The organism is Paenibacillus silvestris (genome assembly GCF_009882985.1).
In the GTDB taxonomy this organism is placed as follows: domain Bacteria; phylum Bacillota; class Bacilli; order Paenibacillales; family NBRC-103111; genus Paenibacillus_E; species Paenibacillus_E silvestris.
In genome coordinates, this window is the sequence record NZ_WTUZ01000011.1 from 18,712 (window position 1) to 38,965 (window position 20,254).

The following is a 20,254-nucleotide window of genomic DNA, read 5'->3' on the forward strand; positions in this document are numbered from 1 at the left end:
CTCCCAAATCATTAATGTGGTGAACAATATGTAAATCGGGACATAAGGGTTGTCCCCTTAAGTTTAACAGACACTAGGTGATTTTTGCCATTACTTCCTTATCGCCAGCTAATCCTGTTGTGTATTCTATAGGCAGTTAGTACAATATGGATAAATAGTCTAATTACTAATAACTGCCAGATAAGCACTTTATATGTAAATGTTTAGGGGGACCATGATGTACAAGTTAATTTTGGTGGATGATGAAGAAGATGTCCGTGAAGGCGTCGTTCGGGAAATAGACTGGGACGCTATCGGCTTCGAAGTCATTGAGAAAGCGGAGAACGGCAGAGAAGCGTTAGAGATGGTTGAGAGATTGCAGCCGGACGTTGTCGTAACGGATATTCAGATGCCATTCATGAATGGACTGCAGCTGGCCGAAGCGATTCGAGAGCGTTTTCCGACCATTAAGCTGATTATTCTCACGGGGCATGACGAGTTTGAGTATGCCCAACGGGCGATTAAGCTGCACATCGACGAGTATGTGCTGAAGCCTTTTTCCGCGCAAGAGCTCATCAATGCTTTACTGAAGGTGAAAGGGCACATTCAAGAGGAAGTGGCTCACCGGGAGAACGTTCAGCTGCTTATGGAGCATTATCGGAAGAGTATGCCTGTGCTGAAAGAGAACTTTCTAGCAACGCTCATGAACCGGAAGCTTCCGCGCGAGGAAGTCGTTGAGAAAGCGGCTAACTATGGCATTGAGATCAGTGGCACAAGCTTCGTCGCAGCTGTCATGAGCATAGACGGGGTGCTTATTCCTGAAGAGGAGCTGGAGAATCGGGAAGAGCTGTCCAAATCTGTTTCCTTAAAATATTCGCCCGATCAGGCGCTGAAATACTTCGCGCTATTAAATATCACGGAGGAGATTGTAGATAAACGCCGGCTTGGCCTTGTTTTTATGCATAACGATCAAGTGGTTGTGTTGGCTGTAAGGGAAAGTGAGGACAGGGAAACCGCGCTGCAGGAAACCATGAAGGTGCTGGAAGAGGTTCGGCAGAATGTCGAGAAATATTTGAAGTTCACCTTAACGGTTGGTATTGGAACGGTCATGAAGGACGTGACCAAAATCAGCTATTCCTATGAAGATGCCGTGCTGGCACTGGATTATAGACTTATTCTTGGCAATAACCGGATCATTTCCATTGATGATGTGGAGATGCGCACCGTGGAGAAAGTTCGCTTCGACGATGTGAAAGAGCACGCTTTGACGCGCTGTATTAAGGTTGGGACGAATCAGGAGATCCGGGAGACGATGGACGAGCTTTTTCAGGGGATTGAAGGGGCTGTTTCCGTAAAGGACTATCAGATCTATTTGCTTGAAATTTTGACCTGCATTCTGAAGGCGGCGAAGGATTCGAATTTGAATGTGGATGAGGTTTTCGGCGACAACTTTATTCCTTTTACAGAGATCAATAAGTTTACGTCATCAGAAGAAGCCAAGAAATGGCTCGCCGAGCTATGCGCCTCTATGATGAACCATATCGCAACGGATCGCCAATATACCTACAAGAATCTGGTGGAGATGGCCAAGGATTATACCAAAAATCACTATCACGAAGGCGATATTACGATTAATAAAGTGTGCGGCCATTTGCATATTAGCGCGGGGTATTTCAGCAGTATTTTCAAAAAAGAAACCAAGATGACCTTCGTCAACTATTTGAACCATATCCGCATGGAGGCGGCGAAAGAGATGCTGCGTTCCACAGATATGAAGGCACTGGAGATCGCTGAGAAGGTTGGCTATGCGGATGCGAACTATTTCAGCTTTTCGTTTCGTAAAAATGTCGGTGTTTCCCCAAAAGAATATCGCAATAACAGCACCAAAGGGCAGTAGGGTCTATGAGCGGGGGGTTAGTTTTGATACGAAAAATGCGAGCTCTATGCAAAGCCTTGTATGAGGTGCTGCTCGATACGATTCGAGTGAAAAGCATCCAGTTTGCGATTACGATGTCCTTTATTTTCATCACGGTGACCGTTATGCTGATCATTTCGCTGGTGCTATACAATAAGTTTTCCAAGACGGCGGAATCAAGTGCTCTGATCAATACGCAGCAGATTGTAGAGCAGGTCCAGTTTAACTTGGAAAATTATATAAAAGGCATGGCGGACACCTTCGAGGTGGTCGATGCCAAAATTGCCAAAAGCCGCGGCATCCCCTCCGACAAGCTGACCGAGCAGCTGGAAACGATCGCTAGCACGCGCGAGGATATTGTTTCAATTAATTTGTTTGCCGCGGATGGCGAGCTGATTACGGGACTGCAAAATGCTGGAATGCGCAAAAATACGAGGCTGCTTGAGCAGTCCTGGTTTAAGTCCGCCTTGGACAATCCCAACCATCTGTCGTTCTCTTTGCCGCATATTCAGAACCTATTCAAAGATCCGTACCGGTGGGTTGTTTCGATGAGTAAAGGGGTTTCCATTGAGCATGGCGGGAAGTGGGAAGATGCGGTGCTTCTAGTGGATGTGAATTTTAAAACGCTGGATGACGTGTTCCGTACAGTTTCCTTAGGTAAAAAAGGTTACGTGTACATCATTGACGACTCGGCTGGCAACATCGTGTATCATCCTCAGCAGCAGCTTATCTATATTGGCTTAAAGTATGAAAATGTGGAGCAGGCGCTCAAATTCTCCTACGGCAAGTATATGGATGTCAGCGAGGGCGAGTCCCGGCTTAATGTGGTTAGGACCGTTAATAATATTGGTTGGAAAATCATTGGAGTCTCCTATATGGATGAAATGATTACGACCCGCAAGGAAATTAGCACGTTTATGATCTGGCTGCTTGTTATTGTCCTTATTTTTATTTTGCTCATCTCCTCTTTCATGTCAGCGCGTATTTCCAAGCCGATCAAACGGCTCAAGAAGTCGATGGAAATGGTCGAGAAGGGGCATTTTGACACGTACATCCATGTTCGCGGTGCTGATGAAGTGGAGCAGCTTTCACGAAGGTTCAATCTCATGGTCTCCAGGGTGCGCGAGCTTATGGATCAGAATATTCATGAGCAAGAGATCAAGAGAAAGAACGAGCTTGAAGTGCTGCAGTCGCAGATTAATCCCCATTTTTTGTACAATACGCTCAATTCGGTCGTTCGGATGGTTGGGAACGGGAAAAACGAAGAGGTCGTCACCACGATTACCTCCTTGTCCAAGTTTTTTCGGATATCGCTCAGCAAAGGGAAGAACATCATTACGATTGCAGATGAAATTGAGCATATTCGGAACTATTTGATCATCCAAAAGATGAGGTACAAAGACAAGTTCGATTATGACATTGAAGTGGATGAAGAAGTGCTGCCGTACAAAACGCTAAAGCTAATTTTGCAGCCTTTTGTTGAGAATTCACTCTATCATGGTATTGAATATATGGTGGACGAAGGTCATATTCACATATCCGCTACAAAAATCGACGATAAAATACAGCTTCAAGTCCGAGACAACGGTGTGGGGATGTCGGAAGAAACACTCAAAAACATTATGATTGGCTCGGTGAAAAGCGATAAAGGCTCAGGGGTTGGTCTGCGTAATGTGCATGAGCGGATCCAGCTGTATTTTGGCGCGGATTACGGTGTTAAGGTGGAGAGTGAGCTTGAAGAGGGAACGGTCGTGAAAATCTGGATTCCAGCCATACTGGAAGAGGAATAGGGAGGAGCAGCGATGGATAAAACAATGAAACTAGGCCCGCTTATATTCGCCATATTGGCCGCTGCTGTCTCCATGTCTTCCTGTATGCGCAATACGGAGACTACGCCCACCGAGAAGAAGAAGCATTTGGAAGTGGTGCTTAGAAGCCAGAACGGAGACTATTGGAAGACGGTGAAAATGGGGGCGGAGGTCGCGGCGAAGGAATTCGATGTTACCTTGGATTTCAGGGCGCCAGACGATGAAGGAGATGTGAAGGGGCAGATCGCCTTAATGGAGCAATCTGTCCAAAGCGGACCGGACGCCATCGTGCTTGCGGCTAATGATTATAAGGATCTGTCAGGGGTTGTAAACGATGCGGAGGGGCGAGGCATTCCCGTTGTTGCGATTGACTCCGAAGTGGAATCCACCAAAGCGAGGAGCTTCATAGGCGCCAACAATTATGAGGCTGGGCAACTGGCAGGTCAGCAATTAATTAAACTCGCCGGAACCAAAGGAAATATCGCCATTGTCAGCTTTAAACAAGGGGAGCGCAATACAGAGCTTCGGGAGCAAGGGCTCTTGGATGAAATATCGAAATATCCGGCCATTAAGGTCATTGCCAAGGTATACAGTATGACAGACCGGGGGACGGCGGATCAGCTTACTCAAGGCATCATTGAGAAATACCCGCATTTGGACGGGATCGTTGCCTTGAATGAGATTTCCTCCATTGGCGTTGCCGACGCGATTCAGCGAATGAACCTGCAGGATAAGGTGAAAATCATCACATTTGACAGCACCTCTGAGGAATTGGAGCTTCTGCAGGAAGGCGTCATTCAGGCTACGATTATCCAAAATCCGTTCAGCATCGGCTATTTGGGCGTTAAGAATGCCGTTGAAGCCTCGCGTGGGAAAAAGATTCCTGGCCGCGTTGATACGGGGATTAAAGCCATTGACCTCAATAATATGTTCTGGTCGGATAATCAGAAATTGCTATTTCCCTTTATAAAGTGATGAGAATTTCGATAGAAGATATGAGGATATTGCATTTGTTTCCTAGGTCACATGCCGTATATTTAGACATGTAAACAAACAAATAAAAACACCTTTTAGGGAGGGTCTTACCTTGAAAAAATTGATTACCCTTGCAGTAGCTAGTGCTTTGGTCGCAACCGTAGCAGGATGTGGCGCTAAAACAGATAAACCTGCAGCATCTCCGGCAGCAAGCACAAGCACAGGTGCAGCAGCTACAACAGCTCCAGCTAAAACAGACGGCAAAAAACCAACTATCGGTGTAGCTATTTATAAATTTGATGATACGTTCATGTCCGGTGTTCGCGCGGCAATCGCTGACGCTGCGAAAGACAAAGCAACTGTGGATATCGTAGATAGCCAGAACTCACAACCAACACAAAATGATAAAGTTGACCTTTTCATCACGAAAAAAGTAAACGCTCTTGCGATCAATGCGGTTGACCGTACAGCAGCAGGTATTATCATCGATAAAGCAAAAACAGCTAACGTACCAGTTGTCTTCTTGAACCGTGAGCCGCTTGCTGACGATATGAAGAAATGGGATAAAGTTTACTACGTAGGTGCAAAAGCTGAGCAATCCGGAACTATGGAAGGCCAATTGCTTGTTGACTACTTCAAAGCTCACCCGGAAGCGGACAAAAACAAAGACGGCAAAATTCAATACGTAATGCTTAAAGGCGAGCCAGGGCACCAAGATGCTGAGCTTCGCACGAAGTTCTCCATCCAAGCGATTACAGATGCTGGTCTGGGCGTAGAGAAAGTAGCAGAAGATACAGCTATGTGGGATCGTGTAAAAGGTCAAGAAAAAATGGCAGCTTTCCTAGCTTCCAGTGAAAACAAAATCGAAGCTGTTCTTGCGAACAACGATGATATGGCTCTTGGCGCTATCGAAGCTTTGAAAGCCAAAGGTTACTTCAAAGACAATAAATTCTTGCCGGTTGTAGGCGTTGATGCTACGGCTCCTGCTCTTCAAGCACTTAGCGACGGAACACTTCTCGGAACTGTTCTGAACGATGCGAAAAACCAAGGTGCTGCAACAACGAACGTAGCAACAGCTCTTGCTAATGGTCAAACACCAAGCAAAGAAACAACAGGCTACGATGTAACTGACGGTAAATATGTGTGGATTTCCTACAAAAAGATTACTAAAGCTAACATGAACGAAGCGAAGTAATCCGAATAGAAGCGGGCAAGAGCAGTTATCCGCTCTTGCCTTCCTTATTTGGAAACCCGTGCAAAGATACAGAGAAATAGACTTAGAGCAATGGCTTCACTTTGTGGGGATTATCGTGAGCTGGTAGGGGGAGTTACCATGACATTACATGAGTATTTACTGGAAATGAATCAAATCTCCAAAGAGTTCCCCGGCGTTAAGGCGCTGGATAACGTTACCCTGAAGGTTCGCCCAGGAAGCGTACATGCTTTGATGGGAGAAAACGGGGCTGGTAAATCGACGTTGATGAAATGCTTATTCGGCATCTATAAGCCGGATGGCGGAGAGATCAAGCTGAATGGCGAGACCGTGTCCATCGTGAATTCCAAGGATGCGTTAGCAAGTGGCATTTCCATGATTCATCAGGAGCTGCACCCAGTTCCACATCGCAACGTGATGGAGAATATTTGGTTGGGACGTTTCCCGCAAAAAGGTATCGGGCCTTTGAAATTAGTGGATCACAAGAAAATGCGCAGAGATACAGAAAAGTTGTTTGAGCAGCTCCAAATGGATATTAAACCGGACACACTCGTGGGTACCTTGTCGGTTTCCAAAGTGCAGTCCATTGAAATTGCCAAGGCCGTTTCTTTCAATTCGAAAGTTATTGTTATGGATGAGCCGACTTCGTCATTAACTGGGAATGAAGTTGAACAGCTATTTCGCATCATTCGCGACTTGAAAAGCCGTGGCGTCTCGATCATCTATATTTCACATAAAATGGAAGAAATTCTTGAAATCTCGGATGAAGTAACGATTATGCGCGATGGCACCAAAATTGGCACATGGCCATCAGCAGAGTTGACAACGGATATGATCATCTCGAAGATGGTTGGACGTGATCTCAAAGAGCGTTTCCCTGAACGAAGCAATGTGCCGAACGGCGTATTGATGAGCGTTGAGGGTCTAACTTCGGTCATTCCAAGATCCTTTAAAAATGTTTCTTTCGACCTGCGTAGGGGAGAAATTCTCGGTATAGGCGGTCTGGTTGGAGCGCAGCGTACAGAACTGATGGAAGCTTTGTTCGGACTACGCGGTCTTGCATCCGGCCAAATCTCGATCCATGGCAAACAGGTAAAGCTTAAATCACCGATTGACGCTATTAAGCACAAGATCGCGCTGCTCACGGAAGAGCGCCGCGTGACAGGGATTTTCCCGGTATTATCGGTGCTTGAGAATACGGTCATCGCCAACTTGGGTCGATATATGAACCCGCTTGGGTTCATCAATGAAGCGAAACGAAAAGTCGAAGTCGAGAAAAGCATCGAGATGCTGCGCGTGAAAACGCCGAACATGCATGCATTGATCAAAAACCTTTCTGGCGGTAACCAACAGAAGGTGCTCTTGGCCAGATGGCTGCTAACAGAGCCAGACGTGCTCCTGCTTGATGAGCCGACTCGCGGAATTGACGTAGGAGCAAAGTTCGAGATTTATTCCATCATTGCTGACCTTGCGAAGCAGGGGAAAAGTATTATCATGATCTCTTCTGAAATGCCCGAGCTTCTTGGGATGTCAGACCGAATCATGGTCATGTGTGAAGGACGCCTTACGGGGATCGTAGAAGGAAAAAAAGCTACAGAAGAAGAGATCATGCGCCTTGCTGCACAGCATATGGCATAAATGGGGGGCCAAGAAACCATGAGTACAAAAACAGAAACATTAAAATCTAGAGACATTAGTGGGTTCGTGACCAAATACGCAATCTACATCGTATTGGTCGTGCTCGTTATCGGGATCGCAATTTATGATCCGCGCTTTTTATCCGTTAGTATTTTACGTGATATTTTGCTGCAGTCATCCACGCGTGTCATTATTGCTTTGGGGGCTGCGTTTATCTTGATCACGGGAGGTACCGACCTCTCGACAGGACGGATTGTCGGTTTGACGGCTGTTATCTCGGCTTCCATGCTGCAAACGCAGGATTACGGCCGCAGGTTCTTCCCGGATCTACCGCATTTACCACTAATTGTTCCAATTATCATTGCGATTGTAGCAGGCCTTTTGGTAGGACTTATTAATGGAATTATCGTCGCTAAGTTGAAGGTTCCACCATTCATTGCAACACTAGGAACGATGGTTGCTGTGTACGGCGCCAACTCCTTGTACTTCGATATGAAACCGAATCAGTCCCAACCTATCGGAGGCTTGAGACCGGATTTTAGTAAATTAGGAACAGGTTCTATCGGATCTGATGCCACGTATTCATTGCCTTATATCGTTATTATTGCAGTTGCTGTAGCCATTATCGTCTGGATTGTGTTCAATAAAACCAAGCTTGGTAAATACATGTACGCGATCGGCGGCAACATTCACGCTGCAGTCGTTTCGGGGATTAACGTTAATCGTTACCTCATCTACATTTACTCCATCGCTGGTGCTTTGTACGGATTGGCTGGGGTGCTGGAAGCAGCAAGAACTGGCGGTGCAACGAATAACTACGGAAACATGTACGAGCTTGATGCGATCGCAGCATGCGTAGTCGGCGGCGTATCGACATCCGGTGGTATCGGAACGGTTCCTGGCGTTCTTGCTGGGGTATTGATTTTCAGCGTAATCAACTACGGTTTGACGTTTATCGGAATCAGCCCTTACTGGCAGTTAATTATTAAAGGTGTTATCATCGTGGCTGCCGTAGCCTTCGATATGCGTAAGTACATGAACTCTAAATAATAAAGTAAAAAAGATAACAGGCTGTCGCGTAAAGGGGCAGCCTGTTCTTTTACGAAGAAAACCGAAAGCGTTTACTAAATAAAAAAGGGGCGCATATATGCAGAAAAAAGGGTCTTCCAGTGGGGAAAAGAAGAAGTTTTCGGTTTCTTTGAGAGGTAAAATCGTCGGGACATTCGTTATCGTTTCTTTACTCGTTGCGGCGACTAGTGGCATGTCCTACACCTATTTGAATAAAGTTGATCGCTCTTATTCGAAACTTTTGAATGATAATGTTACGATTCTTCGGCATGTTGCAGAGATTAAAGAGAAAACGCAAATGCAGAATAGCCTGCTGCTGGGTTATGTGCTTAATCCGACGAAAGATAAAGAGAAGCTTTTGACAGAAACGAATGCAGGACTATCTGCCATTATTGGACAAATGAATGAGCTGGCCAAAAATGAGGACGAGCAGGGCGCGATCCAGTCCATGGCGGACTCTAACCAAACGTTCATGCGTCTAGTCAATAAAGTGACGGAATATGCCAATAAAGGGAATGTCGATTTGGCCAAAGCGGAAGCGATGCAGTGGGCGATTCCAACGACAGAAACGTTAACACAGTCTGCCGCTAAAATAGAAGAGCTGGAAAAAGCTGTGCAAGAGTTGGATACGGCTCGCAACCATGATGTCGTGCAATCGACCGTTCAAACGTTAATTTGGGTAAGCATAGCTGCGTTCATATTCGCGTTGGCGATTGGTCTGTTGTTATCAAGGACAATTGTGAATCCAATACGATCCATGGTAAGGGCAGCTGAACGGATCGCGGACTGCGATTTAACATCAGGCAGCATTTATGTCAGCAATAGAGATGAGCTAAGGGATTTGGCTATGGCCTTTAATGGTATGAAAGCGAATCTCCACAGCTTAATTAGCCAGGTAGGCAGCAGTGCCCAGCACGTCGCCGCCGCTTCTGATGCGCTGAGCAATAATGCCGAGCAGGTTAGTGAGTCTTCGGAACGGATTACGTATACGATTCAAGAAATATCGACAGGCACGGATGCGCAGGTGCGCAGTGTACAGCAAGGCGTTTCCATTATGGAAGAAATGTCAGCGGCTGTCTTTCAAATCGCCAGTGTAACCCAATCGGCCAATCGGCAGTCTTTACTCGCCCAGCAAGCTGCTGGTGCAGGCAATACAGCGGTTGAGACGGCGATCACCCAGATGCAAGCCATCTCACAGAAGATGAAGGTGCTTGTAGAGTCCGTTCAGCGGCTGGGGGAGCGCTCTGAGCAGATCGTTCAAGCGAATGCGATCATTGCAGGCATTGCGAGACAAACGAATATGCTCGCGCTGAATGCTTCTATCGAGGCTGCGCGGGCAGGGGCGGCGGGCAAAGGTTTTGCGGTTGTCGCCGACGAAGTCCGCAAGCTCGCTTTCCAGACGGGCGAAGCGGCTGAAGAAGTTACTCAGCTTGTTTCGAGTATACAGGAAGAAACAAGTGTGGTTATGAACGCCACCCAGGCGGGGAGCCAAGAGGTGGGGACAGGTCTTGAAGTTGTCGGCGTCGCACAGGCAACGTTCCTGCGCATCAGCGATGCGATGGACGACGTCGCTCGCCAGATTGCGGAAGTGGCCGCCAGTTCGGCCGCTATCTCGGGCAAAACGAGCGCAGCGGTTGACGTGATTCGCGGTATTGATGAGGTCGCGGGCCAGACCGCTTCGGGTGCACGCAATGTCTCCTCCAACATCGAGGGGCAGTATGCGAGTATGGAGGAGATTGTTTCATCTGCCTCTGTGCTTAGCAGCATGGCGGGGGAGTTGCAGGGCTTGATCGCTCGGTTCCGTGTGTGAGCGGGAGGGATAGAATAGGCCTGAGGATATTTCCTCAGGCCTGTTTTTGTTTGTTTCTGTTGTATGGCGACAGATAAATAACTGGAGGTTTTCCAGTTAAGTTAATCCCGCACTTCCACGATCAGCTCGATTTCCACTGGCGTATGAAATGGCAGATCGCTTGTGCCAATCGCGGAGCGGGCATGTCTGCCTTTTTCACCGAACACAGCAACTAACAAATCGGACGCGCCATTAATCACATAAGGCTGATCGCCAAAACCCGGGGCGCTGTTGACGAAAGCGAGCATCTTCACGATTTTCACGACACGGTCCAAGTCGCCGAGATACCCTTTCATCACAGCCAAGCAGTTGATGATGGTTTGGCGTGCTGCCGCTTGCCCCTGCTCAATCGTTACTTCGCGGCCAAGCTTGCCCTCATACATCAATTCACCATGAATCCGGCAATCTTGACCGGACAAATAGATGAGATTCCCTGTTTGATTGCACGGAATGTATGTAAAACGTGGCTCTGGCGATGGAGGGAGTGTGATCCCTAATTCTTGCAGGCGCTGTTCAATATTCGACATTCTATTGACCTCCAGGTTCTATGTGTGTCTGTTCTGCAGACAGGACATTGGCTTGATTGAAGGGCCTTACTCCAGCATGCCTCGAGCAAACACAGGAGTAGGCGTATAAGTATGACCACGCTGCATAATGACTTGATTATGCAAGTTGACGGTGCTGCAAATATGATTCGGGATAATGCGCAGCTTATCGCCGATTTGCAGGTTGGCAGATTGGGCTAGTGGTCCTAGCTCAATCATGCCATGCTCCTCGGTTAAGCGGGCTAGCGTCGCATCCGCAAGCTCAAGGATGTGCCCGAAGCCATTCAACTGCAGGGGCTCGGTGCCCGGCTGAATGTCGGTGGCGAAGGTCTTGCTGCCGCCGTCGACAATCGCGAGATCAGCCGACGGACGGCTGACGACGGTGACGAGCACGCTGCCAGCGCAGTCCTCCAAGCTGCAGGCGCCTAGTCGAGCCTGCATCCTGTCGTGGAACACGTACGTGCCCGGGCGCACTTCGGTCACGCCTTCAACCGCCGCGGCATGCGCAGCGGTTGGCGTTGAGCCGACGCTGACATCCGCGATCGCGATGCCCTGCGCTCGGAGATGCTCGGCGAGCTGCACCATCAGTGTGCCTTCTTCCTTGCCGGCTGCCGCAACGTCAAGCGTGGGCTTGCCGCCAAGCAGGGAGCCGCGGAAGGTGTAGATGCCAGTCAGCCGCAGGTGCGGCAGGCCTGTGATTGCAGCCGCTAGAGCAGCGGCTTGCTCGTATAAGACGCCGGTGCGGCGCAGGCCTGTGTCGATTTCCAGCCGAACTTGCAGGGTGTGCCCATGGCGGCTGGCGATTTGTTCCAATTGCTGAGCGCCTGCTAAGCTATCAACGCCTACGATGAGCTCGATTTGCTCGCTCAGACGGATGGCGCGTTCGATCTTGCTGGCGGTCACAAGCGGGTAGGCAACAAAAATATTGCCAATGCCATGCGCAGCCATGACTTCTGCTTCGGCTATCTTCGCAACAGTAATGCCGACAGCTCCTGCTTCGAGCTGTTGCAGGGCGATAGAGGGAATCTTATGCGTCTTCGCATGAGGACGCAGGGCTACTTGATGGATGCGAGCCACATCAGCCATAGCTTGAATGTTCCGATCCATGCGCTGAGCATCAATCAGGAGGCAGGGTGTTTCCAACTTTTCCATGGAGTCCATCACACATCGCTCTCTTTCGCTGTACTTTTACTTTCTTCTAAGTAGCTGTAGAGGGTATACTTTGAAATGTTCAGCCAAATGGTAACATAAAAGTGACATGTGTCAAACAAAAAGTTTGGTCGACTAAAGAAAAGTAGGATTCCCAAACGCTGCACATGCTACTATGTAAAAGTAAAAAAGCAAGGAGGGATCGCCCATGAGACGCTGGTTTGCCAAGTCGCTGAAACGCAAGTTGTCATTGATCATTTTACTCGCAGTCGTATTGCCGCTGCTCACCATGGGGATCGTGTCCTATCGCATTGCGACTTCGGTGACGGAAGATAAAGCGAAACAGGCCGGCATGAACACGCTGAAACAAATAACGGACAAGCTGGATTTCGTTATTCAAGACGTGGAGAATATGTCGATTTTTCTTATCGGCCAGAAGGATATTCAAACGTATTTAAGCAACACAGAAGGGGACGTAAACAGTTATTCGCTAATTGTCGGTACCTTATGGAACTTATCCTATTCTAAAAAATACATTTCCAACATTACGATTACCCCGAAGAATGGCAATCCCGTGCTGTATACAACGACAATTACGAACTCGGGGCTTAATCCACTTTTACAGCAGTATGAATCCGTTTACAAATCCACTTCCAAATGGTGGTCGCCGCTTTATGTGAACCAAACAACCGATGGTCCCAAGAGGGTAATTACACTCGTCAGACCGATTCGGGATGTGAGCACATTCAGGACGATCGGAACGCTCGCCTTTTCGCTTGATCAAGCGGAAATTGAGCATTATTTGACAGATGCTGGTTGGGAAAGCAGTGGTTTTGTGATGCTGACGGACCAATACAACCAAATTATCGCAGGGGGCGAACCAGGTTGGTTGGCTCGGAAGGTTGAGGATGTTTTTCCGAATTTAGGCAAGCTTGGCGAAACCAATGGTGTGCTTAATGTGCCTAGAGGAGAATTGCCGCACACGGTTTTGTATAATTCGATCCCGCGATTGGGCTGGAAATTAGTCGGGTTCATTCCGACAGAGATTTACCAGAAGCAGAATGGTTATGTACTTACAGTAACCGCGGTGACGATTGTTATTGCGCTGCTGCTTGCTATGGGGTTAGTGCTGTATTTCCTGCAATGGGTGACTAAGCCGTTAACTAGGTTGACCAAATCATTGAAAGATTTGAATCCGGATGAGGCGATCCCGACCTATGAGGTGAAAAGCGCTGATGAAGTCGGGCTGCTTGTCCACAGCTATAATAAGCTGAGCGAGCGGATCGGCAGGTTAAAGGATCAAGTGCAGCAGAATGAAGCGAAGAAGAAGGAAGCGGACATTATGGCCCTTCAGGCGCAGATTAATCCGCATTTTTTGTACAATACACTCTCTTCCATCCACTGGATTGCCCTCATGAACAAGGATCGTCAAATTGCCGAAATGATTGGAGCGCTTAGCGATTTCTTGCGTTTTAGTTTAAATAAGGGGGAAGAGTTCTGCGCGGTTCAGCAGGAAATTTCACATGCCCAGAATTATGCCTATATCCAGGCGATGCGGTTCCCAGATCAGTTCGAGATTGAGTTTTTTATCGTGCCCGAAATGCTCCAAACGACGATGCTGAAGCTGCTGCTGCAGCCGTTGATTGAGAACAGTCTTATTCATGGTATTCAGAAAAAGAAAGCGAAAGGGCATGTCTATGTCCACGGGGAACTGCGTGACAATCAGATGAAATTCGTTGTGGAAGATACGGGGATCGGGATGGACGAAGCGAAGCTGCGCGACATCCTTGGACAGCTGGTTGCGGCCAATCAACAATTGGGGATGCTAACCGAAGTTGCGAAGGAAGCGAAGCTGCCGGTGACCTCTTATGGACTTATTAATGTGCACAGACGATTGCTGCTGCATTATGGCCTTGGGTCGGGCCTTGTAGTGGAAAGTACGTTAGGTATTGGGACTCGGATATCATTTTCAATTCCGCTTGGGACAGGGGAGCTGGCGACATGAGAATTATGATTGTAGACGATGAAGTCATCATAAGAACGGGTCTATGTACCGTGATAGATTGGAAAGAACTCGGGCTTGAACTCTTGCCTGCAGCCTCCTCGGGGGAAGAGGCGTTAGAGCGGATTCCAGAAGAAAAGCCGCACATTGTGCTGACGGATATCCGTATGCAGGGAATAGATGGGATTCAGCTTGCCCGTGAAATCAAGGCTCAATTGCCGGATACAGAGATTGTCATTCTCACGGGATATGATGATTTCACGTATGCCCAGCAGGCGCTCCGCGAAGGAGTAACCGATTATTTGCTCAAGACAAGCCGGCCGGAAGAGATTATTAAAGCTGCGCTGAAAGCGAAGCAGAACGTTATGGATAAATGGGAGACGATGAAGCAGGAGAATCTCCAGCAAGCGGCGCTGCGCAATCAGTTGTTAGATCGAGCGCTCAAACGGGGTTTGCACGACGATGCGGAAGCAAGAGAACAGCTGCGCGTCTGGTTCCAGAGAAACGGCGTAGACGTTCGCCCGGAATCCGGATCGGCTGCGGCCATGCAAGTGATGCTCGTTTCCGTGTCGGGATGGGAAGCGGGACTTACGGAGCTGCTGCAAGGTGCGGCGCAGAATATCCTCTTCGAGCTGCTTCCTTGCGTGACGCTTATGAACAAGGAGCACTTGCTGCTTGTTGTCCGTCATGAAGGCAGCGGCTCTGGGCAGGCTGCTCTGGAAGCTGCGCTGAAGCGAGTAACCGACACGCTGAAATGCACGGCTTATGCGGCGCTCGGAACTGCCGCGCAAGATTACGAAAGCCTGAAGGATTCCTACCTGGCAGCAAAAGAGGTTTTTGCCTATGAAGGGCTGCTCGGTCCGCAAGGACTTTTCACGTTGGCGGATATCCGGGAGCGAAGCGGGGGCCGTACGGTGCTGACCGAGAAAGAGGAGGCGGAGCTCGCCGCCATTCTGATGAGCGGCAATGCGACAGAGCTGCGGCATTGGGTCAACCAGCGAGTGCGCGCGCTGATGGAGGATGCCCTTGCGACGCCGATCACGGTGCAGGGTTATCTGCAGTCGATGATCATTGCAGGCCACCGCTGGCTGGAACGTGCGAATTCATCGCAGGTTTCGCTCAACCAACTCCCATCCTATGAGGGGGAGGGGCGCCCAGAGGAGGAGGTATTTAGGATCCTCACGGCGGTCATGAACCTTTTCCACCAAGGTTTGGATCAGAGTAAGTATGCGTATGTGTACAAGTCAATCGCGTATATCCGCGACAATCTGCATCAGCCGATTTCCCTGCAGCAGGTGGCGGGTTTTGTGCATATTCATCCGAATCATTTTAGTGAGGTATTTAAACGGGAAACCGGATGCACCTATATTGAGTTCGTGACACAGGAGAGAATGAAGCGCGCTGTAGATCTGCTGCAGAGCACACAAACCAAAGTCAGCGATATTGCCAGAAGAGTGGGGTACGAAGATATTAAGTACTTTACGCAGCAGTTTAAAAAGCATACCGGTCAAACACCTTCTGAATATCGACAAGGTTCGACGGGCGTCGACAAGATCTAAAGACTGAAAAATGACCCCCCTTGCTCCGAAGTCTCTCCCGTACCGTCTCTTACAGATGTCCCCTATACTAAAGTTGTAACAAGAGAGGAACAGATGATAAGTTTTTACGAAAACTTTTAGGGGGTAAAGCGAATGAAAAAGTCATTTATCGTTACATTGGCGGCCACAATGTCATTAGCGCTATTAGCTGGTTGCGGTGCAAGTGGCACAACAGATGTAGCCAAAGATAGCGCAGCACCTAAACAGGCAGATGCAGCTAAGCCTGCTGAGAAAGTTAAACTATCCATTTGGCACAATTATACAGGTGAAGATCTTCGCGCCAAATTGATGCGTGAATATATGGAAAAATTCAAGAAAGACCACCCGAACGTAGAGCTGGATATTCAGGGGATTCCACCCGATGGCTACCGTCCGCGTCTCAAAACGGTTGCTGCAGCAAATGAAATGCCGGATCTATTCGTGATGTGGCCTGGTGTTATGACGAAGGAATTCGTCGGTGGCGACTTGATTCAACCCATCAATGAGCTGCTCGACAGCAAAGCGGATTGGAAAAACGGCTTCATGCCAGGATCCTTCGATGATTTCACCATCAGCGGCAAAACGTACAGTGCGCCAATGGCTTTGTCCCCAACGTCGATCCTTTACTACAACAAAGAAATTTTCAATAAAAATAATGTTCAGCCGCCAAAAACTTGGGATGATCTCATGAAGTTGGTAGACACATTCAAAAAGAACAACGTAACGCCAATTGCATTGGGTAACAAGGCCGCATGGGTCGCACAATCCAGTATCCTTAGCTCGCTTGCTGACCGCGTGACAGGAACAGAATGGTTCTTGAAAGCAGTGGATCAGAACGGAGCGAAATTCACGGATCCAGAATTCGTGCAATCGCTAACGTACCTCCAGCAGCTTGGCAAAGCAGGCGCGTTCCAGGATGGTTTCAACTCCATCGATAATACTCAAATGGAACAAATGTTTGCACAAGGCAAAGCAGCTATGATGATCGACGGCGGTTGGGCGCTTCCGAACCTGGCGGCGAATGCATCCAAAGAAGCTTTGGCTAACATGGCTGTAACGGTTCTGCCTTCCGTTCCTAACGGGAAAGGCGATCCAAACTCTCTTTCCGGTGTCGTGGGTACAGGTCTTGGAATGAGCAAGAAAGTAACTGGCGCACAGAAAGCAGCTGCTTATGAGCTGATCTACGCGTTGTCTGGTCCAGAGGCACAGAAAGCTATCTTGGAAAGCAATCAGCTTGTGTCCTACAAAGTTGATCTGGATACAACGAAAGTATCCTCCTTGTTCGCAGAAGTGTACAAAATGATGAATACGGTTAAGAAAACTCCTGTATACGATGGCAAGCTTAGCTCCGCTAGCGCCGATGTCGTGAACAATGGTCTTCAAGAGCTCCTCATGGGCGGCAAGCCAGAGGATATCGCCAAGAAAATTCAAGACGCGCAAGCGAAAGCCGTCGGCAAATAACGTATGGCCACAGGACTCCAGCCAGGCTCGGCTGGAGCCCTTTTTTCAAAAAAAGCTAGCAAGGGGGGAAGTGAAGTCATGACCGTATCCGCAAGAATCAGAGGATTCATTACTATAGGGCTTCTTCCAGCCTTAGTGCTCTATCTGTTTTTTGTCATCGTACCGATTTTCTGGTCAGCTTACTATGGCTTCTTCGACTGGAAAGGGATCGGGGCCGCCAAATTTATCGGATTAGACAACTATGTAGAAGTGCTCCAAGATCCAATCTTCTGGAAGTCGTTCAAAAACAACATGCTTATCGTTGCAGCGTCCGTATTCGGTCAAGTGCCGATTGCTATGATTCTAGCGCTTTTGCTTATGAAAAGTACCTATTTCCAGCGTGTCATTCGTGCTTCCGTCTTTATGCCCATGGTGCTCTCTTCGGTTGTTGTCGGGATCATCTGGGGATACATTTATCACCCGCAAATCGGTATCTTGAACTTCTTGCTGGAGGGCGTCGGCCTGGAAAGCTGGAAGAAAGCTTGGCTATCTGATCCGAAAGTATCGATGTTCGCCCTCATGGTGCCGATCATCTGGAATTATATTGGACCTTACATGATTATGTTTATTGCCGCGCTACAAAATATTTCGCCAGAGATCGAAGATGCTGCGCAGCTTGATGGTGTCGGACCGGTTCGCAAATTGTTTGCTGTCACACTGCCCATGATCTGGGATACTGTCAAAGTAGCTGTCGTATTATGTATCTCCGGAAGCTTGAAGGCTTTCGACCTCATCTACGTCATGACAGGCGGGGGGCCGGCGCATTCAACTGAACTACTCGCATCTTACATGTATAACAGCACCTTCAATGTATATCGCTTCGGCTTCGGTAGTGCGATTTCCACAGCCATTATTATTCTTAGCTTGATCTTGATTGTAGGCAGTCAACGCCTTATGAAGCGGGATTATCGTTAGGAGTTAGAAATTAGGAATTAGGAATTGAGTTCTCTCAGGAGGGACATCTATGGAGCAGGTTGTATCGATGCAGACGGGTTTTCCCGCTGGAGGTAAGAAACGGAAAGTTTGGACGCGAGGCGTCGTTAATATTTTGCTGAGCTTGTACGCGCTAGTCACGTTGTACCCGCTCATTTGGTTATTTATGAGTGCGCTGAAGTCGAACGAAGAGTTTCATTCGCGGCCCTTTTTACTGCCGTCAGTTTGGAAATGGGACAACATCGTCCGGGCCTGGAAAGTTTCCGGGATGGGGCTTTCGCTTTGGAACTCCACGGTCGTTACGATCGCTTCACTCGTGCTGACCTTAGTGCTGGGTGCCCTGGCAGCCTTTGTTTTATCGCGGTTTGAGTTTAAATTAAAGCCGTTTTTCATGGGATTATTCCTGCTCGGTATGCTCATTCCAATTCACAGCACTTTAGTGCCTCTCTTTATTATTATGAAAAAAGTCGGCCTTCTGAATACGTACGGTGCGCTTATCCTGCCTTATGCGGCTTTTGAACTTCCGCTTGCGATTTTCGTTGTTGCTGCTTATTTAGTCACCATACCCAAAGAAATTGAGGAAGCCGCTTTGATTGATGGCACAGGCTATTGGGGGATTTTCTTCCGGATGATGCTTCCGCTTAGCTTGCCAGCGCTTTCTACCGTTGCGATCTTAGGATTTTTGAGGTTTTGGAATGACTTTGCATTTGCGTTGGTCTTTATTAGCAAGCCTGCGCTGAAAACAGTCCCGCTTAGCTTATCCGCCTTTGCTACAGGCTATATGACGGATTACGAGCTGACCATGGCTGCGCTTGCGATTGCCGTGCTGCCTACGATTGTTGTGTTCCTGCTGTTCCAGGAGCAAATTATGAAGGGAATGACGGCTGGCGCAGTCAAGGGATAACGTAGGGGGGATCAACTGTCGATCGAACCTGAAGTTTGGGTCCTCTGTGGATAACTTTCGGATGTTCGGTCTGCTTAATACCTGCCCGTCGTCTAAACCTAGATCAAGCCCCTAACCTTATAGGTTGGGGGCTTTTCCATGTGCGCTCGGGGGCCAGTACATGCAAAAAGTACAGTAAATTTGCATCCTAACCGCTTCATGAGACGAAGAGATGTAAAAAGTACATCAAATCTAATCGATTTTCTCCATTTTCGATGGTATCGATGAAATTAGCTGCACAAAACACACGATTATCTCCGAATATCTCGATTATCCCTAAATTTGCTGCACTATTTGCATCAAATAAGTGTCCGCTACGATTTCCCCTTGCGCGACAAATCCGTAAGATCAATCCACTGCTCATTGGTCACCTCGAGCAGATCGTTGAACTGCCCGGCGCCCTGCAGCCATTCGCCGCCGTCGATCGTGACAACTTCGCCGTTGATGTACCCGGCGTAGTCCGAAATTAGATAAGCTGCGAGGTTCGCAAGCTCATCTTTTTCCCCAACCCGCCGCAGCGGCACGCGGTTGAGCAGCTTCTCCGACAGCTCGGGCGTCGGAGCCAGTCGGCTCCACGCGCCGTCGGTGGGGAACAGCCCCGGCGCGATCGCGACCTGCCGGATGCCATGGCGCGCCCATTCGACGGCGAGCGATCGCGTCAAAGCGAGCACGCCGGCCTTGGCGGCCGCCGACGGGACAACGAAGGCCGAGCCTGTGGAGGCATACGACGTGACGATGTTCAGCATCGTCCCACTGACGCCTTGCTCGATCCATCGCTTGCCCACTTCCAGCGTCGTGTAAAAGGTGCCGTGAAGGACGATATTCAGCACCGCATCCACTGCGCGCGGAGATAAATTTTCCGTCGGGCTGGCGAAGTTTCCAGCTGCATTGTTTATTAAAACATCAATCCGGCCATAATGCTGCTCCACAGCCGACACCATATCTGCGATTTGCTGCGGATCGCGCACATCACAGCTTTTATAGAACACTTCACCGTCCATTTCGGAAGCTGCTTTCGCGAGTACTTCCTCACGCCGACTAGTAATCGCAAGCCGCGCCCCCAGCTCCAGGAAACGCTCCCCCATAGCACGGCCAAGACCTGTGCCCCCGCCTGTGATCAGAATGACTTTATCCTTCAACAAAGATGCATCGAACATATT

At 48.6% G+C, this 20,254-nt stretch carries 15 protein-coding genes; 12 read left to right on the forward strand and 3 right to left on the reverse strand.

Going from position 1 to position 20,254, the window contains the following annotated elements:
- Positions 1-217: 217 nt before the first annotated feature.
- From GQF01_RS09005 to GQF01_RS09035, 7 genes are all read left to right on the forward strand, one after another.
- The gene (locus GQF01_RS09005; RefSeq protein WP_161406506.1) at positions 218-1,876 is read left to right on the forward strand and encodes a response regulator; all 1,659 of its coding nucleotides are present in this window, start codon (positions 218-220) and stop codon (positions 1,874-1,876) included.
- Positions 1,877-1,911: 35 nt separating this feature from the next.
- Positions 1,912-3,684, forward strand: coding sequence for a cache domain-containing sensor histidine kinase (locus GQF01_RS09010; RefSeq protein WP_161406538.1), 1,773 nt, complete (start codon positions 1,912-1,914; stop codon positions 3,682-3,684).
- 12 nt (positions 3,685-3,696) lie between these two features.
- Positions 3,697-4,677 carry a substrate-binding domain-containing protein gene (locus GQF01_RS09015; RefSeq protein ID WP_161406507.1) on the forward strand — a complete coding sequence of 327 codons (981 nt, stop codon included), beginning with the start codon at positions 3,697-3,699 and terminating at the stop codon, positions 4,675-4,677.
- Between the two features lie 112 nt (positions 4,678-4,789).
- Entirely contained in the window at positions 4,790-5,872 is a 1,083-nt protein-coding gene (locus GQF01_RS09020) for a galactose ABC transporter substrate-binding protein (protein ID WP_161406508.1), read from the forward strand.
- Positions 5,873-6,010: 138 nt separating this feature from the next.
- Entirely contained in the window at positions 6,011-7,528 is a 1,518-nt protein-coding gene (locus GQF01_RS09025; RefSeq protein WP_161406509.1) for a sugar ABC transporter ATP-binding protein, read from the forward strand.
- Positions 7,529-7,546: 18 nt separating this feature from the next.
- A complete protein-coding gene (gene mglC / locus GQF01_RS09030; RefSeq protein WP_145669225.1) occupies positions 7,547-8,578 on the forward strand; it encodes a galactose/methyl galactoside ABC transporter permease MglC in 1,032 nt (343 codons plus the stop codon).
- A 97-nt stretch (positions 8,579-8,675) separates the two neighbouring features.
- Positions 8,676-10,406 (forward strand): methyl-accepting chemotaxis protein, encoded by a 1,731-nt coding sequence (locus GQF01_RS09035; RefSeq protein WP_161406510.1) that lies wholly within the window; start codon positions 8,676-8,678, stop codon positions 10,404-10,406.
- A gap of 101 nt (positions 10,407-10,507) precedes the next feature.
- Here GQF01_RS09035 and GQF01_RS09040 read toward each other — a convergent pair whose 3' ends face one another.
- Together GQF01_RS09040 and GQF01_RS09045 are read right to left on the reverse strand one after the other, a co-directional pair.
- Positions 10,508-10,972 (reverse strand): RidA family protein, encoded by a 465-nt coding sequence (locus GQF01_RS09040; protein WP_161406511.1) that lies wholly within the window; start codon positions 10,970-10,972, stop codon positions 10,508-10,510.
- 66 nt (positions 10,973-11,038) lie between these two features.
- Positions 11,039-12,142 (reverse strand): alanine racemase, encoded by a 1,104-nt coding sequence (locus GQF01_RS09045; RefSeq protein ID WP_328803425.1) that lies wholly within the window; start codon positions 12,140-12,142, stop codon positions 11,039-11,041.
- 205 nt (positions 12,143-12,347) lie between these two features.
- On the opposite strand from GQF01_RS09045, the gene GQF01_RS09050 reads away from it, so the two are divergent.
- From GQF01_RS09050 to GQF01_RS09070, 5 genes are all read left to right on the forward strand, one after another.
- Complete coding sequence (locus GQF01_RS09050; RefSeq protein ID WP_161406513.1) at positions 12,348-14,144, forward strand: cache domain-containing sensor histidine kinase; 1,797 nt, start codon at positions 12,348-12,350, stop codon at positions 14,142-14,144.
- Complete coding sequence (locus tag GQF01_RS09055; RefSeq protein ID WP_161406514.1) at positions 14,141-15,700, forward strand: response regulator; 1,560 nt, start codon at positions 14,141-14,143, stop codon at positions 15,698-15,700. Before GQF01_RS09050 ends, GQF01_RS09055 begins: the two co-directional genes overlap by 4 nt.
- 132 nt (positions 15,701-15,832) lie before the next feature.
- Positions 15,833-17,179 carry an extracellular solute-binding protein gene (locus GQF01_RS09060; protein WP_161406515.1) on the forward strand — a complete coding sequence of 449 codons (1,347 nt, stop codon included), beginning with the start codon at positions 15,833-15,835 and terminating at the stop codon, positions 17,177-17,179.
- A 78-nt stretch (positions 17,180-17,257) separates the two neighbouring features.
- Positions 17,258-18,133, forward strand: a complete 876-nt coding sequence (locus GQF01_RS09065) for a carbohydrate ABC transporter permease (RefSeq protein WP_161406516.1) — start codon at positions 17,258-17,260, stop codon at positions 18,131-18,133.
- 49 nt (positions 18,134-18,182) lie between these two features.
- The gene (locus GQF01_RS09070; protein ID WP_161406517.1) at positions 18,183-19,055 is read left to right on the forward strand and encodes a carbohydrate ABC transporter permease; all 873 of its coding nucleotides are present in this window, start codon (positions 18,183-18,185) and stop codon (positions 19,053-19,055) included.
- A 353-nt stretch (positions 19,056-19,408) separates the two neighbouring features.
- Here the strand turns inward: GQF01_RS09070 and GQF01_RS09075 are convergent, their stop codons facing one another.
- A complete protein-coding gene (locus tag GQF01_RS09075) occupies positions 19,409-20,251 on the reverse strand; it encodes an SDR family oxidoreductase (RefSeq protein ID WP_161406518.1) in 843 nt (280 codons plus the stop codon).
- Positions 20,252-20,254 lie beyond the last annotated feature (3 nt).

Coding starts and splice junctions, on each gene's coding strand:
- GQF01_RS09025 (WP_161406509.1), top strand. CDS start 6,011: ATGACATTACATGAGTATTTACTGGAAATGAATCAAATCTCCAAAGAG.
- GQF01_RS09070 (WP_161406517.1), top strand. CDS start 18,183: ATGGAGCAGGTTGTATCGATGCAGACGGGTTTTCCCGCTGGAGGTAAG.
- GQF01_RS09075 (WP_161406518.1), bottom strand. CDS start 20,251: ATGTTCGATGCATCTTTGTTGAAGGATAAAGTCATTCTGATCACAGGC.
- GQF01_RS09035 (WP_161406510.1), top strand. CDS start 8,676: ATGCAGAAAAAAGGGTCTTCCAGTGGGGAAAAGAAGAAGTTTTCGGTT.
- GQF01_RS09050 (WP_161406513.1), top strand. CDS start 12,348: ATGAGACGCTGGTTTGCCAAGTCGCTGAAACGCAAGTTGTCATTGATC.
- GQF01_RS09040 (WP_161406511.1), bottom strand. CDS start 10,972: ATGTCGAATATTGAACAGCGCCTGCAAGAATTAGGGATCACACTCCCT.
- GQF01_RS09005 (WP_161406506.1), top strand. CDS start 218: ATGTACAAGTTAATTTTGGTGGATGATGAAGAAGATGTCCGTGAAGGC.
- GQF01_RS09010 (WP_161406538.1), top strand. CDS start 1,912: ATGCGAGCTCTATGCAAAGCCTTGTATGAGGTGCTGCTCGATACGATT.
- GQF01_RS09045 (WP_328803425.1), bottom strand. CDS start 12,142: ATGGAAAAGTTGGAAACACCCTGCCTCCTGATTGATGCTCAGCGCATG.
- GQF01_RS09055 (WP_161406514.1), top strand. CDS start 14,141: ATGAGAATTATGATTGTAGACGATGAAGTCATCATAAGAACGGGTCTA.
- GQF01_RS09015 (WP_161406507.1), top strand. CDS start 3,697: ATGGATAAAACAATGAAACTAGGCCCGCTTATATTCGCCATATTGGCC.
- GQF01_RS09060 (WP_161406515.1), top strand. CDS start 15,833: ATGAAAAAGTCATTTATCGTTACATTGGCGGCCACAATGTCATTAGCG.
- GQF01_RS09065 (WP_161406516.1), top strand. CDS start 17,258: ATGACCGTATCCGCAAGAATCAGAGGATTCATTACTATAGGGCTTCTT.
- mglC (WP_145669225.1), top strand. CDS start 7,547: ATGAGTACAAAAACAGAAACATTAAAATCTAGAGACATTAGTGGGTTC.